This is a genomic window from Desulfosediminicola flagellatus (assembly GCF_005116655.2).
GTDB classification, from domain to species: domain Bacteria; phylum Desulfobacterota; class Desulfobulbia; order Desulfobulbales; family Desulfocapsaceae; genus Desulfopila; species Desulfopila flagellata.
The window spans coordinates 3,347,984-3,364,664 of sequence record NZ_CP050698.1 but is presented as its reverse complement, the minus strand read 5'-3'; the positions used below and the strand labels follow the sequence as shown (position 1 = coordinate 3,364,664).

Sequence of the window (16,681 nt, the reverse complement as noted above, 5' to 3'; positions counted from 1 at the left end):
ATTCCTACCGCTCAGTAAGCGCAAGCTTTAAACCAAGCATTGCAAATACTGCCGCAAAAGATCGTTGTACTCTGGTAACGATACGTGGGGAGTTGACGATATATTTTCTTACTCCGTTGGCACATAATCCGTAGATGATGAACACCAGCAGTGTCATTGCCATAAATATTCCACTTAACAGCAGCATATCTGTCATTGGGGTGGGTGTTTCTGTAGAAATGAATAACGGGAGAAATGCCAGGAAGAATATTGAGAGTTTAGGATTCAGGATATTCAGCAGAATACCTCTGATTCCGACTTGAAGAAGGCTTCTCCTGTCCGTAGTTGTGAGGCTGATGCCACCGGTTTCTTTCCACATTGACCATGCAAGAAAAAGTAAATAGAGGGCGCCTGCATATTTTATAGCTTGAAAGGCGAGGGCACTCATGTGCAGAATTGCAGAAAGCCCAAGTATGGATGTTACGAGATGCGGGACGATACCTGCGGTACATCCAATTGCTGCGGCAATAGCTGCACGCCAGCCGATAAACAGTCCATTGGAAACTGTGTAGATAACTCCTGTCCCGGGTATCAGGACAACGACCAGTGATGTCAGCAGAAACTCTGTGGAGACCATTGAGCGCTCCCTTGAAAGTTTGTTAGGGACGGGTAGGGAGAAGGTAGGTATGTTGCACCTTCTCCCTTAATGTGCCGATACTGTAATCCTTAATGGAGTATTACAAATTATTTAAAAATGCAATGTTTTGCAAAGTCGGCAGTTTCATTGGCTGACCATTCACCTTTAGGTTTTTCCTTCATCTGGGTACACCACTTCTCACTTCCGACTTCAGGTGCACAGGCTGAGAGGGTGAGAACAAAGGCTGCAGCAATAAGAGTAGAAAGAACTGATTTAATACGTGTCATATCGTGTCATCTCCTGATGTTACGGTTTGTATAATGGTTATCGAGAATGTATAATTTAGCATAAATGAAAATCGCAAACCAAGATATATCAGGTGGATAGTACAAATACAACTATTGGCAGGTAGTATTCTTAGGTTTTCCGTCTCTTTTTCCAATTAATTACAATCAGCCCGGTAGTAACAAATGCAATTGACCCAAGCAGATTGGCCGTAATGGGTTCGTTAAGCAGCAATATCCCAAGAGTAACTCCGGAGATGGGCATAAGAAAGATGAACGAGTGTAAAGCGGTCGCCCCGTATTTCTGTATCAGGGTGTTCCACATGACAAATCCAAAAGATGCTGTAACCAGTGACTGGTAAAGAATTCCCTGCACTACAGGGATATTGAGGTTACGAATCATAGTCCCGTCAAAGAAGAATCCTGCTGAAAAATAGAGTGGGATAGCAAGAATCATTGGATATACGGTGATTTGCAGAGCACTGAAGCTGCTGGTTATCTTTTTTACATAAATGGCATTGCAGCCCCACAGAAAAACAGCAATCACTAAAATGAAATCACCTTTGAGGGCGTCAGTGGTCAGGTTGAGTGAATCAACAAAAAGCAACAGTACACCTGTAAAACCAAGAACCAGTCCTGCTATTTTTTTCGTGGTAATTTTATCATCCTTTAAAAACAGGTGGGCAAGGATCATGACGATAAACGGTAGCAGGTTACCCAAAAGCGCACCATGGGAAGCGCTGGTTTTATTCTGGCCGTAATAGAATGTTGAAATCTGGACAAAGAACAGTATTGCCAGGCCAGCCATCTGTAAAAGCTGTTTTTTGCTTATGGCCAGTGATTTACCGGCAAGATATGCCCATAGAAGTAATACTACAGCAGCAATACTAAAACGTAACCCGGCAGTGGTAAAAATACCGATCCCTGAGAGGGTTATCTTGACCGCAACAGGATTTGCGCCGAAAAGCATGCAGAGAAAGATTGCGAAAAAGGAAGCACCCATTGGGAGTTCATTGGCGCTGGCCGGCTGTATTTTAACGGATGATTGCAACGGTTATCCTCAAGCAAACTGTGAAATTATCCAAAAGGCGATTGGCGTAAAGCATGAAATACGAAACATACATAGTCGCCATAACACAATCCGAGAGTTGAAGATACGGTTTTATGACATGGGTACTGTAGGTATTAATTTGCCGGGAGTGGATTACATCAATGGTTAATTATGCGTCGGTGAAGGTGCGTGCTGCCTGAAATACTCATACATAACGATAGATGCAGCAATTGAAACATTGAGACTTTCAACGCGCCCAACCTGCGGTACACGTATTGCCTGAATATCTGTATATGCACTTTTGTCAAAGCTTATACCGAACTCCTCGTTACCGAAGATGAAACAACTTTTTTTAGGGAGTGCGATTTCCTGAAGAGGTGCGGGAGCATCAGGTTCCATAACAAACATCGTATACCCCTCACTATGCAATTGCGTATAACATTCATCAAACGTCTGGTGAAAAGAGGCGGGAATCCATTTAAATGATCCTTTGGCAGCTTTTACCTCAAAGTACTCGGTGCCTATAAGATGTATTGAATGTGCTCCTAGAGCATCAGCGCTTCGAAATATCTTGCCGATATTGAATGAAGGCTTGAGGTTATCAAGGACAATAACAAAATCCTGAACTCCCGGTTTGGCATAGACCATATTGTGTCGACGATGTTTTATATATTGCCGTTCAGCCCATTTACGTTCTTCTTTTCTTCGTTGTTTCACAGATCTTGAGGACATTCGTATTCAGTGGTGATAGTTGGCGGTTTTGCCGACAGCAATGGTATGTTTTTTTATCAGGTTACCATTCTTAATACACTGTGTTTGGTATAGCAATCTGAATGATTGTATGGTTGGACGCCTATATGTCGGGTGGGGCTGGAGAGTGGGGAAGATCGAGTGGCAAAAAAAACGGAAACGTGCTCGTACCAATACAACACACTATCCGTTCAGTTGGTTTAGTTGCCTGCACTCTATTCGAGTTACTTTAATAGCTCGCTTTTCACACATGAGGCGAGTTCTTTTATCGAGTAGGGTTTTTTGATAAAATTACCTGCGCCCATTCGTAACGTTTCCCGAATATCTTCACTTTCAGAAAAGCCGCTTGCAATAATAGCTTTCTGGTTTGGGTGCATATGTGTGACCAGTTCATAGGTCTGACGCCCGCTTATTCCCGGTGTCATAATCATATCGAGAATTATCAGGTCGACAGAGTGAGTTTTCAGGTAACTAATAGCGTCTTCACCTGAAGGTTGACACTCAACTTTGTAGCCGTAATGCTCAAGGACTTTTTTTGCGAGTTCGCGCTGTTGCGGTTCATCATCTACTACCAGGATTTTTTCGCCGTTTCCACGTAAGTCTGTAAGTGTGATTTCAGGATTTTTGTGACGTATTGATTTTTGAGGAACTGTCGGGAAATAGAGATCAAATGACGTTCTTTTCGAATCGGTTTCAACCACTACAGCACCCTTGTGTTCTTCCATGATATTCCATACAACAGAGAGGCCGAGACCGGTACCGCTGACTCTTCCCATAGAGCGTTTCGTGTAGAACGGTTCAAAAATATGTTCGAGATCCTCAGTAGACATGCCTGGTCCCGTGTCAGAGATGCTCAGGACCGAATGTGGTATTGGCTGCAGACCGAACTTATTGATTATGGATTGATTCGGGATTTGAATGCGTGTGGCAAATATCACTTTTCCACACTTGTTAATGGACTCAACAGCATTGACAGCAAGATGATTAATACATTTCATTATATGTACAGACGAGCAGACTATATGAGGCAAGTCACCAGCCAGGTACTGCTCAAATAGAATGTTGGGGTACTCCTCTTGTAATTTGCTCATTTTTTCAGATTGAAAAAAATCCTGTACCAGCAAATTGATATCTGCTTCCTGCTGTGGTGTAGCTATGCCTCTTGCCACTGTAAGAAGGTCTGCCACTACGGCAGAGGCTCGTTCACCTGCCTGCTTGATGGCGGTGAGGGGTTTTCTCAATTGACTCTCTTCTGGAAGCTGCAGCATTAGCAGATCAGGGTAACCGATTATGGCGGATAATGTATTATTCAGGTCATGGGCAATGCCACCCGCCATGAGGCCGATAGCTTCCATCTTCTGGGCGCGCTGAAGCCGAAGTTCCATGGCTTGATTTTTTGTTTCTGTTTCTTTCTGGGTGGTGATGTCATCATAAAGCATAACAATTTCACCTGATGGTAGTCGATAGACCCTGTTTTCACGCCATTGTCGAAGCTGGTCGTCGTCATATACTATAGTTGGTATGAATGCAGGCTTACCACTTTTGAGAACTTTCCTGAAAAGTTCGAGTAACTGTTCACTCTCAGATTTCGGGAATACCTCGGTGAGTGTGTGCCCGATCAACCTGTCTCTTTTAGTTCCTTCAAGTACTTCGCCGGCACTATTGATGTCCTTGATAATAAAGTTATCTCCACTATCAACTGGTTCATAGACAGCAACAGCACTACTTGATTGTTCAAAGAGTTGTCTGTAGAAAAATTCGCTTCGTTGCTCGCCTTTCTGAGCGCGTTTGAGTTCTGCCAGATCAACGTGGACACAATACATGGTTTGTACCCCATCGCTGTTTGCCTGCATTACGTAGGCAGCATACACCGGAACCTCGCTGCCATTCTTGTGCTGAAGCATGATTTCCGAGGCGGTGATAGGAATATTGTTATCAAACCAGTTGGTTATTTGCTGGCAAAGGTCGTCGTGAATATTTGCGGGATAAATCAGATCTTCTATTTTTTTCCCCAGTGCTTCATCGCTGCTGTAACCGAAAAGTACTTCGCTGGCCCTGTTCCAGTAACGGATTATCCTGTTTTCATCATACCCCTGAACAGCTATGTTAGGCAGTTCGCGGACCAACTGTCGAAATCGTTCTTCACTTAAAGCGAGTTCACTGGTGCGCTGAACAACTTTTGTCTCAAGGTTGTTGATGAGATCAGCAATGTGGGCTGCCATATTGTTAAATATGACTGCAAGCTGACCAAGCTCATCATAGCCGATTTTTTCAACTCTGGTCTGCAGATTGCCTCGGCTGAATTCACTTGCAACGTCTGTGAGGCGTATGACATTTTTTGTAATACTCGCATGTACCAGACGGAAAAGAAAAATGATGATGAATATTCCAAGTAAAGTACTGATGGGAATGATCAGGGCTGATGTTCTGCTTGCCTGATCAATCGTTTTTTGAGCCTCAATCTCTGCCGTTCGTGAAAGATTTACCAGCGTTGTGGATATGGGAGTTAAGGTCTCTTGCTGCAGTTGGAAGTCTTTGAATTTTCCGTTAATTGCCAAGTCGATCGTGAGTAATGCATCACTCAGCATCCGGTATTGATTACGGTCGTAAAGAAAGGCATTGTTAACATCCGCAGGGAGTGTGGTTTGCTCTGCTATTTCGACGCTGAGTGTACTTAGTTCATTGAGGGAAGACTGCATGAGATGACGGTGTCTACTGATAAGGTAGTCTTTGTAGAATGAGCAGGCCCTGTTGGCTTGATCCAAAAGGGATTTATAGGGGGACAGATTATCCTGGATTGATTTGCAAACTGACATCAACCTCGCTTCTATACCTCTTTCCGGTAACGAGCGACGTGTTACAAGTTCTACAGCTTCTATAGATGTGTCTGCAAAGCGTTTTGCTGATGCCAGGTAAAGATTAACATCAGCTTCATAATTTGTATTAACGTGAATGGGATCAGTCTCGAAAAGGAGATGTTTCAGTTCGTTACTGAGCTTAATCACCCTGGCTACCTGTTTGACTGAGGGCAGGGCATATAGATCATGTGCCTCTTGAAGGCCAATGTATTGATAGTGAAGAAAAAAATCGCCATGAAGACGATATGCCCGTTCCATGCCCCGATCCATTTCAAGAACATGGCGTGTAATGTTTTTGGTTGTAAGAATCTTCTCTTCAGCTGTCTGGATATTAATATAGGAGATATATCCGGTAACCCCGATAAGGATAAAAAGGAAAAGCAGGAGCGCAAAGACGATGCTGAATTTGAGCGTTAAACCAAATTTTTTCCAACGCCATTTTTCCAATAACATAGATCAGCTCTAGCCGGGGAAAGTTTAATTGTTGCTTGTGGTCTTCCTATAAACAACGTTTGATTCCAGCCCATTGAGCCCTTTGGAAGGATTATCAAGGCGCAGAATGTTGAAAGCAGGCTCACCGCAGTCGCCAAACTTATTACAGGTAAGAATGCCTGAAGCACCATGATAGGCCTGGACATTGTACATTGCATCTCGAATCTGTTTTTTCATGATATGGAGTACATTGGCTGAATCTACTACGGCAGCTTTTTCGATTGCGTCCAATAACAGGTCTGCTGCATCGTATCCTGTAATATAATAGCTGACAGTAGGTTTTTCTTTAAATGTTGTGATGTATTGTTCTTCAAGTTTGCTTGCTGCACTGCCACCGGGTTTTGCAGGACCGACAAAAAGCATACCCTGCGCCTTGTCACCTGCTGCATCAAGAAAGCTCTGTTGAATTAATGCACCGTCACTCATGAGTATTGTTGCTGATAATCCATCAAATGATCGTGCCTGTTGAAGAATTTCTATGCCTTCCGGTTGAAAAAGCGGGAAGAACAGTAACTCTGCCTGGGAAGCGGCGACTGCCGTAAGAACAGGTAGCATCTCCGTGTCACCTTTATTAACTGCAGTACCCAGAGTAATGACACCACCTCGTTCCTCGAAGGCTTTTTTGAAACTATCAGTTAGGCCTCTGGTATAGATATCATTATCATGTATTGTTGCTGCTTTTCTGACGTTTAGCTCTTGGTAGGCATATTCTGCGGCCGCCTGACCGGCATTTTCTTCATTATTTGCAGTACGAAAAAATCCAGCCTGCCATGCAGGGGCAGCTTTACCGCCAATAGATGTGAGAAAAGGTGCCGAATTATTGCCGGATACCATGGTCAGTCCTGCAGAAGACATGGCTTTTGCCGCTGTAGCAGCAGCTCCTGAGCAGGTTGTTCCAAATATGGCAGCTGTTTGAGGGTTTGCAATTATTTTGAGTGCTGCATTCGCACCTCCCTCGCTAGTACAGCCGGTGTCTTTTATAAGTAGCGAGACAGGATGGTTGAGAATCTGGTCACCCCGTTTTGCAAGCGCAAGCTTTAATCCTCTGATCTGAGCTTCACCAAGAGGCGCAATTTCACCGCTCAATGCTTGCAGAACACCGATAAGAACCGGTTCATCTGGACGAATGTCGATACAACCAAGCTCGTCTTTGCATTCAAATTCAACCTGTTTGTTTTCACTGCATCCTGTGAGCAGGAATAACGTACAAACGAATAGTGAGGTGAAAACGTATTGAAGTGTTTGTGTGATCATTATTGATTCTTGATAATTGAGTGTGAAAGCATAACGAATGTGGCTGAGAGCGATAAATAAATCCTATAAGAGTATGTTGGGAATGTCAAATGACAGCAAGTTACGGATAATTTAGTAAGAAATTGTCCAGGTACCTTTATTGTTGTGTCTGCTGTTGATATGTTTATATCAGAGTGAAATGTAAACGCGTGGGGCTGAGGGGCGACTGTCATTCATCGTATTCTCCTTTTAGCCAGTGTCTGAACGAAAACCTGTAATTTTTTTCAAGTTCAAGGTGGCCGATAATTTTAACCGGATGAATACACCAAGTACCTCTGAGTCTCGTGCCTCGCTTACCTGAGGGGTAAAATTTGAGATCAACGAACAAGTTGGGGAAAATGGCTTTTTCAGGTCGGTCACTAACTATCAGGAGCTGAATATGTGTATACTTCTGTTGTCTCGATCGTATTTTACTAGAAAGAATTGTGTAGTGAACGTGAAAGCAGGTATAACCAGAACTGAGATCGTTATGATCTCAGAAAATTGAAAATATACCTTTATCTCAGATGGATGCAGTCGATTGTTGATTAAAATATGCTATAATCGAAATGCGAAGTTCAAAACATTGTGAAAATGAGTATTTAACCGAAGTGTTAAACGATATACTAACCGCAGGTGGGTGCATGAATCCTGAGAAGTATGATTTTATAATTATTGGAACCGGGCCGGCAGGTTTCTCAGCCGCAATGACTGCTGCAAAGTGCAGAAGAAGGGTGCTGGTGCTTGAAAAAGAAGGTTCCCTTGGTGGTGTTTGTGTCAATACGGGAACATTTCCGAGTAAAACGCTTCGGGAGGCTGTACTCCATCTTACAGGTCATTTGAAACGGCAGATTTTCGAAGAAGATTCGTGCAACCTTGATGCCCGAGACGTTTCGATGGACAAACTCAAGCGACGATTACAGAATGTCCGTTTGCAGGAACATGCGATAATCGATCGACAGTTTGAGCGGAACGGTGTTGACCTTGTGAGAGGCGTAGCCCAGTTTCTAGATGATCACACAATTCAGGTTGAGCGGGTTGGTAATCCAGAACCTCTCATTGTGCAGGGTGATTTTATCATTATCGCCACCGGCTCCCGACCACGTAATCCCCCGGAGATTCCGTTTGATGGACGTCTTATAGTTGATTCCCGATCAATACTTGATATGGATAGTATCCCTGCCTCAATGATCATTCTGGGTGGCGGTGTTATCGGTTCAGAGTATGCGACAATTTTTGCAGCACTCGGTGTAAAGGTGATTCTTCTCGATAAAGGCTCACGACTGCTGAAATTTATCGATAAAGAAATCACTGATCAACTGCAGGAACATTTCCCGAACGGGAATGTTGAATGCATCCACGACTGCGGCGATTTCAATATCTGCATAGAAGATGATCAGGCCTGCATAACGATGGATGATGGCAAGGTATTTAAGGCAGATACCCTGTTTTTTGCTCTCGGCCGTGAAGCTAATGTTAAAGGACTCAAGCTTGAAAATACAGGCGTACAGGTCAATGATCGTCACTACATAACGGTAAATGATCTCTACCAGACCTCGGTTGATCATATTTTCGCGGTTGGAGATGTTGTTGGCTGGCCGAGTCTTGCTGCAACATCAATCATACAGGGAAGACTAGCTGCTCTTAACGCTCTGCAAAAACGATCAGAAGGCTTCCCGCGTATCTTCCCGGTTGGTATCTATACAATTCCCGAAATCTCCTATGTCGGAATGACAGAAGAAGAAGCAATAGAACAAAAGTTCAAATATGTGGTTGGCAGATGCTCGTATGAAGAGTTGCCGCGTGGCCAGATATCCGGTGAGTCTGAAGGTATGCTGAAAATGATCGTCCATGCCGATACGCGGGAAATTCTCGGTGTACACATCTTTGGCGGCGGGGCGACTGAGATCGTTCATATAGCCCTTATGGCACTTTGCCATAACGCAAAAATCGATCTGTTTGTCGAAAACATTTTTAACTATCCGACATACTCTGAGTCGCTGAAGATTGCTGCATTATCGGCACTTAATAAAATTGAACATGATCAATGCCGATAGAGATGGAATGATTGAGGGGGCTTTATATCAACATGAATGAGAAGTGGTCCTGAAGATGGGCCACTTCTCATTTGACGGCCGTATTAATAATCTAAATTTATTCAAATTATACTGATTGTCCTGTTCATTTACCGTGTAACATACAGAAGTACGCTTTTCATCTCGTTGAAGTGCGCTTTAAGGCGGATTTTTGCGAGTTCAATATTCTGCTGTGCAATTGCATCAAGCAGATCCATATGCTCCCTGTTCGCGTGTGCAATTCGCCCCTCTACTTTGATTGCCTGGACGGAAATTACCTGTATCAGGTTTTGCAGGTACGAGTAGAGTCTGGGGAGTCTCTGGTTGGGGCTCATTGCAAGAATGGCAGAGTGGAACTGATTGTCAGCCTCAATAAACTCTTTGGGGGTATCATTGCATGCCGCACTTGTAAATTTTTCACGAAATTCCATTACCGGAAATTGAGACAGGCTTTTACCGGCAGATTCAAGAGCATACATTTCAAGCATCAACCTCAGGTCAAGAATATCTGATGCGTCTGTTGCATTTAATTGTACCACTGAATGACTTGTACGCGGAGTAATGACGATTAAATCCTCCTGTTCAAGCTTGTTTAATGCATCACGTATCGGGGTGACACTGAGATTTAAGCTCATAGAGAGATCATCCAGGACGAGTCGTTCCCCCGGTTCCAGTTCACCAGTCAGAATCATAGCCTTGATTTCGTCGTAGGCAATCTGGCCCAGGTTCGGTCTTCGTTTTAGAGTCGGTTGTTTAGGTGCCATTACGTATTACATCATAAAAGTTAAAGGTTGAATTTAGGCTTAGTTCCCTTGTGGTGAGAGTGGTAGCAAATATCAAAGGTCGTTTGCGGATTTCATTATACATTGGAGCAAAACATCAGCTCCAGCTCCGCAGTCGGCGTATGAGGTCTCTTCTATTTCCGTATGACTTTTGCCGCCAACGCTTGGTACAAAAATCATCGCTCCGCGTGCTACCTGGTTGATATATATCATATCGTGTGAAGCACCGGAATACATGCGCATGGAGGTGAGACCGAGCTGGTTGGCACTTTCTTCTATCTGCTTTAACAGCGCCTGATCAAAATCGGCCCTGTCTTCCCGCCAGGTATGTTCTATCTCTACTTGGCACTGATCTGCCGAGGCGATGGTTGCTATTGCTTCTTCAATTCCGGCGCATACATTGTCGGTCTTTGCGACATCCCAACCGCGGACATCGATGGTGAAATGTACATGTGAGGCAATAACATTTCGTGAATTTGGTGATGCGGTTATCTGGCCGACTGTAGCTACAACTTCGCCGGCCTCAACAGCAAGATCACGTATCCTCTGATGGATTTTTGAAAAAGCATAGAGAGCATCCTGGCGACAGAGCATGGGGGTGGAACCCGCATGGTTGGCTTCTCCATAAATATCGACATCATACCATCTTGGAGAGACAATTCCTTCAGGTATTCCAATGGTAACGTCAGAGGAGTCCAGAACAGGTCCCTGTTCAACATGCAGTTCAAAGGCTGCGTGTAAGGGTAGGGGAGGATATTGAGCAGAACCTTTAAAGCCGATCTTTTCAAGTTCCTCACCAAAAGTCTTTCCTTCCTGATCTTTTAGGAGGTACATCTCTTCCTGACTGAGTTTTCCGGACCAGACCCCGGAACCTGTGCAGCCCGGAGTGAACCTTGTGCCTTCTTCATTGGTCCAGTTTGCGAGTATAACGTCTCGTTCCAGTTTGATAGAATTTTCTCTCAGGGTGCTGATAACCTCGACACCGGCAATGACTCCGAGTGTGCCGTCAAATCGACCGCCCTTGGGTTGTGTATCATTGTGAGAACCTGTGAGGACTGGTGCCAGAGCGCGATTTTTGCCGGGATAGACACCAAAAATATTGCCCATGGCATCAATATGGACTTCACACTGTTCCTCTTTTAGCCACGTGATAAGGGTTTCACGACCGAGCTTGTCTTCCTCAGTTAGAGCTATACGACTTACTCCACCAGCTGCAGTTTTGCCGAACATCGCCATCTCTTCGAGACGTCTTTGTAATCGTTTCTGATTGATTCTGATTTTCTGATTCATTGCGGTAACTGATCCACGTGTGAAAATTAGTAATTACCTGCTCTTCTGTTTATAGAGCGATATCACGGTTGCAGTCCTTGGAGTAGATATATGTCAGTCTGCCACGGCCGGTTGCATATACAGCCTGGGGGGTGTACGGACCAAAGAAAATAAAATCCTCATTCTGTACGGGTATCCAGTCATCCCCGAGCAGATATATTCCCTCTCCCTCGTAAATGTAGGCACCATGTTCCTGGACATGGGTCTCTACAAACGGGTGCGAGCCTGCAGGTTCAAAGCTTAATGTATGCATATTCATATCAAAACTGACATCTGTCGGGAGCAGGTCTCTAACGAATACATTTGCCATATCGTCATATTCCTGTTCCTCAATATCATTGATGTTACCGACAACATTATGCGGTCTTTGGGTGCTGAAAGGAATGTAGCGCTGCTTGTAGAGTAAGAAGCGAACCGGCTTTTTTGTTGTATTGGTAAAGGAGAGGTCATGATCCGGTGAGACATAAACAAATCCGCCAGGTGCAAGAGTGTGGTTCTCACCGTTAAACGACACATCAATTGATCCATCCACGTCCAGAACAAACAGAAAGCACTCAATACCGGCTTCGCTGGCAAATGGTTCGAGTGTTCCACCACCTGGCTGTGCGGTACCGATGTACTGCACAAAGCTGGCCCCAAGTTTCGGGGAGGCAAGGATAGATATCTCGCAATCCTGTATTGAAGGTATCACGTTTTTTACACGTCCTTCGGGTGGAATAACTGCATATTGACCAGGTCGTATGACCGCTCGTGTCGTTAATAATCCTTGTGGGTAGGTCATTGTTTCCTCAAAAATATCAAGTTGTGGTCACACCTGATGACGATTGGTGATGATCGGGGAGTATATATTTTCTATGAATAACATAGTGTTTGAGAATCATCATCTGCAGTTCAGCTATATTGCGCTTCACATTGCGCATGATACTCGCTTATATCTGCTTCAAATGTATATTTTTGCCTGTCAATCGTGCATGCAGCAAGCCAGGGATCTGTAGCATCCTGGATGCCCTGAATGGTGAAGGGCAGCAGCAGCTCCGTAGCGAATTCAACCGGGCGACTAGTTGTCATAAGGAGAAGTGTCAGTTTCAGAGCGACAGGGTACCATTTAGCGGTGTGGTCGTTCCAGATTACCTGCACCTGCTTTGTGTAGGTAGATGATTCAGCCCGGATAAAGTTCAATTCCTCATGAGCAATTTCCACGAGCCGCTTCCTGCTGAAGCGTTGGTGGTAAAGTTCATGCCATACTTCCCACCGTGAGCGCTCAGCCGTGGCGAGGTCATCCATTACCCGGACAGGTTGCCCTTCAATACGAGTCGGCAAGGCTACACAACCATTTCCATGCAACCAGTCTGTAATATATTGCAGGGACTGAAAAACATTATAGCGAATCTCCTGCTCATCGTTATTGGCTATTACTGACGATTCAAGGATATCCGCTGCCAGAAGACTTCGTGGGAATCTGGTATCCGAGACCTCAAGGCCGCAAATATCCTCAGCATAGATAAACTCAATAACTTCATCATGGTGGTGAGGTAGCAGTAAAGACTGGATAATAGCTTCAAGTGAGGATTTATCTCCTGCCTTGAACTCAGCCCATGCCTGAACAAGGGCTAGACCTGTACGGATAAAGTCAGGGTGAGCCACCCAAAAACCATCAAGATTACGTTTTAACTGGGTTACAACATCCTTGATATATCCTTTTATGGTGACCTGAAAGGATTCACTATGAATATAAGATGTTGTGGGTAGCACACCATACATGCCGCCTACTTTTATCCCCCCACGTTTGCCCACTGCATTGGCGAGCAGTTCGTGACTTGCCTTAATATATTTGACGACAATATCAGGATCACTTTTAACAGGAATACGGTACTGATGATCCTCTTTAAAGAGCCTGGCCACGGAAGCGAGATAATCATGCCAACCAAGGGATGCGCCTACGAAATATGGGTATAAAGCATCCATTATCTCATTGACACGAAAAATAGCGCGCGGGTTTTCGAGAACTATCATTAACCGAATAGTGCCTATCCGGTATTCAGGATGAAGTTCCTGTATCATCTCTTCAGCTGTTGCTACCAACGTCTTGAAATACTGTGCCTCCTCTTCATTTTCCAGTTTCGGGATATAAAAGACTAAGGCCTTTGGATTCTCCCATAGTGTATAGAGATGAAGCGCGAAATCATAAATATGAAGAGGAAGAGGGTTCTTCCTGTAAAAGAGGAATGGTGACGGCAGTGCAATTCCGGGGAGCCGTTTTATGGGCAGACTGCGGTGATCACAAGCAAGCTCGTATGATTGCTCATCCTCAATACAACGCAAAGTACCGTTAAAACAATTCGCGAGGTTCGCGCTGGCACTCATTAAATCCTTGCGAAGAGGAGTTTTAGAATCTTCGTCATCAGCTCCCCATTTTGGCAGGCTGTTTGATCTGGTGAGTAACTCTTCAATAATACGAGGTTCATCGGGCATCTTGCGATGATAGGCGTTCATGGCATTGACTGCCAGTTTCGCAGAGTCCGGTGGCCCAAATAATGTGACATGAGGTGGGCGCAACCATTCAGATATTGGCGATATATCTTCACCATTGCGGTCAAAATAGATGGTGGTGGGAGTCTGGGGTCCCACGACAACCCGACCGTTTGAATCTTTGGCTCCGATCACAGTATAATAGTTATCGTCAAGGTAGCCTGTATGGGATTGTGCATTGGTTTCTGCACAACGAAGTGTCTGTTCATCAATAAAAACTCGATCACATTTTCGTTGCTTGAGCACCTGAAAAAGATCATCTTTCACTCGGGCATAGAGTTCACAGGTGAATTGCAGACTTTCGGCGTTTTCAAGACCTGAACATGTGCCGCACTCGTTTGCTCCCGTAACGCCTGGTACCGGTGTTGCCTGTGCAAGTAGATGCTCTAAAAGCGCGTCTGATATATAATCAGCGTAGTAGGGGATGTCGCGGGTGATTGTCATCTCGTTATGATCCTTATTGAGCATTCGCATTTATACACTCTTTGTCGGTTATTCTATAGCCCGGGCGGTTTCGCCTGAGAATCCGGGAGTGAGTTGTTTGCGAGAACAGTGAGTTAAAGTTGCATTTTCGTCAGGCAACAGATTGTATAAATGAGGCAAGCTCCGCTGTTTTAGGGGCTGCGAAGAGTTCTTTGGGATCACCCATTTCATGAACCTTTCCCTGATGCATAAATATCAGCTTGTCACCTACTTCTCTGGCAAAGCGCATTTCATGGGTTACCATTATAAGTGTCATTCCATCAGCGGCGAGGCGTTGGACCACCTCGAGCACCTCTCCAACAAGTTCAGGATCCAGGGCGGAAGTGATTTCATCGCAGAGCAGGACTTTGGGTTGCATTGCAAGGGCTCTTGCTATAGCAACGCGTTGTTGCTGGCCACCTGAGAGCTGATCCGGGTACGATGAAAATTTGTCGCCAAGGCCTACTTTTTCAAGGACGTCTTGCGCTGTCTTTTCTACTTCAGCTTTGGAAAACTTTTTGACAACCTGAGGCGCCAGCATAACGTTTTCCCCCGCGGTAAGGTGTGGGAACAGGTTGAATTGCTGGAAAACCATACCAACTTTAAGTCGTAATGGTATCAACTCCGCCTCCAGACCGGTGGAACGTTTGCCATCAATATTAATGATCCCGTCATCAAAGGACTCAAGGCCGTTTAACGTACGTAACAGCGTGCTTTTTCCTGAGCCACTGCGGCCGATGATGGCTACAACCTCACCTTCTTCAACGTCGAAGGTTACCCCTCGTAAGACTTCAAGATCGCCAAAATTTTTATGCAGTTCATCAACGTGTATGAGCGACATGCATTCTCCTCTCAACGTGTCTGGCAAAAGCCGACAACGGAAAACAAATTAGAAAATATCCCAGGGCTACAAGGCCATATACGAAAAGTGGACGAAAGGTGGCGTTGGCAATCATGGTTCCGGTTTTTGTTATATCCATAAAACCAATAATGGAGGTAACTGCCGTACCTTTTACAACCTGTACCGAAAAGCCAACGGTCGGGGGGATAGCTATACGAATTGCCTGTGGCAGAATAACGTAACGCATTTGCTGCCAGCGATTCATTGCAAGACTTGCAGAGGCTTCCCATTGTCCAGTCGATAAGGATTCCACACAGCCTCGCCAAATTTCTGCAAGATATGCGCTGGTGAAGAGTGTCAGCCCGAGGAGAGCTGTAAGCAGTGGAGAAATATCAAACCCAATCAGGGCCAATCCGAAAAACAGCAGAAAGAGCTGCATAAGCAGAGGGGTGTCCTGGAAGAACTCGATATACACTTTTGCTGGAGTCTGGAGGAACGATTTGGGTGAGACACGGGCAAAAAGGGTAATCATTCCCACTGTACTGCCGAGAACGAATGCGGCGATTGAAAGTCCTACTGTCCAACCTGCACCCACCAGTAAGTTGGAAACAATGTCCCACGTGGAGAACTGTATCATGCTTTCCTCCCTTCAATAAATTGTTGGCCGATAAACTGGAGGATTTTTCGTACAAATAGAGCTAACGCCAGATATATGAGAGTGCTGGTTAGATAAATTTCAAAGGCTCTGAACGTGCGGGTCTGGATTAAATTCGCAGCGTAAGTGAGCTCTTCTGCTGCTATCTGTGAGCAGACTGCAGACCCGAGCATGACAATAATTATCTGGCTGCATAGTGCGGGCCAGACATTTTTAAGTGCGGGTCGCAGAACAACATAACGAAGGCTTTGCCAACGGTTCATTGCCAGTGATTCTGCAGCTTCCAACATTCCTTTAGGGATAGACATTACTCCTGCCCGAATAATCTCTGTGGAGTATGCACCAAGATTGATGACCATTGCCAGAATAGAGGCTTCCCAGCCATTAAGCTTTACCCCGAGAGCAGGCAGGCCAAAGAAGATAAAATAGAGCTGAACCAAAAAAGGAGTGTTGCGTATGCATTCGACATATATAGTGAAAATGCCAGATAATGCAGGGAGCCGCCATGCTCTGGATACTGCTCCAATGGTGCCGATTGACAAGCCGACAACTGAACCTATTGCTGTAAGAACGAGGGTAAGGAAAGCCCCTTTTGCAAGAAGTTGCCAGTTACTGAAAATTGGCTCGAATGAGAATTGATACTCCATGATAGAAATCTCCTGATTGAGGCAGGTGCACGAAGAAC

Annotated in this window: 14 protein-coding genes; 1 reads left to right on the top strand and 13 read right to left on the bottom strand. The window is 44.9% G+C overall.

Annotation, left to right across the window (positions count from 1 at the left end):
* Positions 1-4: 4 nt before the first annotated feature.
* The 6 genes from FCL46_RS14005 to FCL46_RS13980 all read right to left on the bottom strand — a co-directional run bounded on the left by FCL46_RS14005 (position 5) and on the right by FCL46_RS13980 (position 7,305).
* Entirely contained in the window at positions 5-616 is a 612-nt protein-coding gene (locus tag FCL46_RS14005) for a LysE family translocator (protein ID WP_136807664.1), read from the bottom strand.
* 107 nt (positions 617-723) lie between these two features.
* Complete coding sequence (locus tag FCL46_RS14000; RefSeq protein WP_136807666.1) at positions 724-903, bottom strand: DUF3012 domain-containing protein; 180 nt, start codon at positions 901-903, stop codon at positions 724-726.
* A 130-nt stretch (positions 904-1,033) separates the two neighbouring features.
* Positions 1,034-1,951: a DMT family transporter gene (locus tag FCL46_RS13995; RefSeq protein ID WP_228723398.1), complete on the bottom strand. Its 918-nt coding sequence runs from the start codon at positions 1,949-1,951 to the stop codon at positions 1,034-1,036.
* Positions 1,952-2,116: 165 nt separating this feature from the next.
* Positions 2,117-2,683 (bottom strand): TrmH family RNA methyltransferase, encoded by a 567-nt coding sequence (locus FCL46_RS13990; RefSeq protein WP_136807668.1) that lies wholly within the window; start codon positions 2,681-2,683, stop codon positions 2,117-2,119.
* A 242-nt stretch (positions 2,684-2,925) separates the two neighbouring features.
* Positions 2,926-6,012 carry a hybrid sensor histidine kinase/response regulator gene (locus tag FCL46_RS13985; protein ID WP_136807670.1) on the bottom strand — a complete coding sequence of 1,029 codons (3,087 nt, stop codon included), beginning with the start codon at positions 6,010-6,012 and terminating at the stop codon, positions 2,926-2,928.
* A 24-nt stretch (positions 6,013-6,036) separates the two neighbouring features.
* Positions 6,037-7,305, bottom strand: coding sequence for a branched-chain amino acid ABC transporter substrate-binding protein (locus FCL46_RS13980; RefSeq protein ID WP_136807672.1), 1,269 nt, complete (start codon positions 7,303-7,305; stop codon positions 6,037-6,039).
* 662 nt (positions 7,306-7,967) lie between these two features.
* Between FCL46_RS13980 and sthA the strand changes: the two genes are divergently transcribed.
* Positions 7,968-9,380, top strand: a complete 1,413-nt coding sequence (sthA, locus tag FCL46_RS13975) for a Si-specific NAD(P)(+) transhydrogenase (RefSeq protein WP_167505882.1) — start codon at positions 7,968-7,970, stop codon at positions 9,378-9,380.
* 128 nt (positions 9,381-9,508) lie between these two features.
* Here the strand turns inward: sthA and FCL46_RS13970 are convergent, their stop codons facing one another.
* The 7 genes from FCL46_RS13970 to FCL46_RS13940 all read right to left on the bottom strand — a co-directional run bounded on the left by FCL46_RS13970 (position 9,509) and on the right by FCL46_RS13940 (position 16,643).
* Positions 9,509-10,162: a GntR family transcriptional regulator gene (locus FCL46_RS13970; RefSeq protein ID WP_136807676.1), complete on the bottom strand. Its 654-nt coding sequence runs from the start codon at positions 10,160-10,162 to the stop codon at positions 9,509-9,511.
* Between the two features lie 72 nt (positions 10,163-10,234).
* Positions 10,235-11,470 (bottom strand): Zn-dependent hydrolase, encoded by a 1,236-nt coding sequence (locus tag FCL46_RS13965; RefSeq protein ID WP_136807678.1) that lies wholly within the window; start codon positions 11,468-11,470, stop codon positions 10,235-10,237.
* Between the two features lie 49 nt (positions 11,471-11,519).
* Complete coding sequence (allE, locus tag FCL46_RS13960; RefSeq protein ID WP_136807680.1) at positions 11,520-12,290, bottom strand: (S)-ureidoglycine aminohydrolase; 771 nt, start codon at positions 12,288-12,290, stop codon at positions 11,520-11,522.
* Between the two features lie 110 nt (positions 12,291-12,400).
* Positions 12,401-14,512, bottom strand: a complete 2,112-nt coding sequence (locus FCL46_RS13955; protein WP_136807682.1) for an aldolase/citrate lyase/malate synthase family protein — start codon at positions 14,510-14,512, stop codon at positions 12,401-12,403.
* A 100-nt stretch (positions 14,513-14,612) separates the two neighbouring features.
* Positions 14,613-15,341: an amino acid ABC transporter ATP-binding protein gene (locus FCL46_RS13950; protein WP_136807684.1), complete on the bottom strand. Its 729-nt coding sequence runs from the start codon at positions 15,339-15,341 to the stop codon at positions 14,613-14,615.
* Positions 15,322-15,978, bottom strand: a complete 657-nt coding sequence (locus tag FCL46_RS13945) for an amino acid ABC transporter permease (RefSeq protein ID WP_136807686.1) — start codon at positions 15,976-15,978, stop codon at positions 15,322-15,324. The genes FCL46_RS13950 and FCL46_RS13945 overlap by 20 nt, the downstream gene beginning before the upstream one ends.
* Positions 15,975-16,643, bottom strand: coding sequence for an amino acid ABC transporter permease (locus tag FCL46_RS13940; protein ID WP_136807688.1), 669 nt, complete (start codon positions 16,641-16,643; stop codon positions 15,975-15,977). The genes FCL46_RS13945 and FCL46_RS13940 overlap by 4 nt, the downstream gene beginning before the upstream one ends.
* Positions 16,644-16,681 lie beyond the last annotated feature (38 nt).

Bases quoted from the DNA above. Each gene is read 5' to 3' on its own strand.
- FCL46_RS14005 (WP_136807664.1), bottom strand. From the start codon at position 616: ATGGTCTCCACAGAGTTTCTGCTGACATCACTGGTCGTTGTCCTGATA.
- FCL46_RS14000 (WP_136807666.1), bottom strand. From the start codon at position 903: ATGACACGTATTAAATCAGTTCTTTCTACTCTTATTGCTGCAGCCTTT.
- FCL46_RS13990 (WP_136807668.1), bottom strand. From the start codon at position 2,683: ATGTCCTCAAGATCTGTGAAACAACGAAGAAAAGAAGAACGTAAATGG.
- FCL46_RS13985 (WP_136807670.1), bottom strand. From the start codon at position 6,012: ATGTTATTGGAAAAATGGCGTTGGAAAAAATTTGGTTTAACGCTCAAA.
- FCL46_RS13980 (WP_136807672.1), bottom strand. From the start codon at position 7,305: ATGATCACACAAACACTTCAATACGTTTTCACCTCACTATTCGTTTGT.
- sthA (WP_167505882.1), top strand. From the start codon at position 7,968: ATGAATCCTGAGAAGTATGATTTTATAATTATTGGAACCGGGCCGGCA.
- FCL46_RS13970 (WP_136807676.1), bottom strand. From the start codon at position 10,162: ATGGCACCTAAACAACCGACTCTAAAACGAAGACCGAACCTGGGCCAG.
- FCL46_RS13965 (WP_136807678.1), bottom strand. From the start codon at position 11,470: ATGAATCAGAAAATCAGAATCAATCAGAAACGATTACAAAGACGTCTC.
- allE (WP_136807680.1), bottom strand. From the start codon at position 12,290: ATGACCTACCCACAAGGATTATTAACGACACGAGCGGTCATACGACCT.
- FCL46_RS13955 (WP_136807682.1), bottom strand. From the start codon at position 14,512: ATGCGAATGCTCAATAAGGATCATAACGAGATGACAATCACCCGCGAC.
- FCL46_RS13950 (WP_136807684.1), bottom strand. From the start codon at position 15,341: ATGTCGCTCATACACGTTGATGAACTGCATAAAAATTTTGGCGATCTT.
- FCL46_RS13945 (WP_136807686.1), bottom strand. From the start codon at position 15,978: ATGATACAGTTCTCCACGTGGGACATTGTTTCCAACTTACTGGTGGGT.
- FCL46_RS13940 (WP_136807688.1), bottom strand. From the start codon at position 16,643: ATGGAGTATCAATTCTCATTCGAGCCAATTTTCAGTAACTGGCAACTT.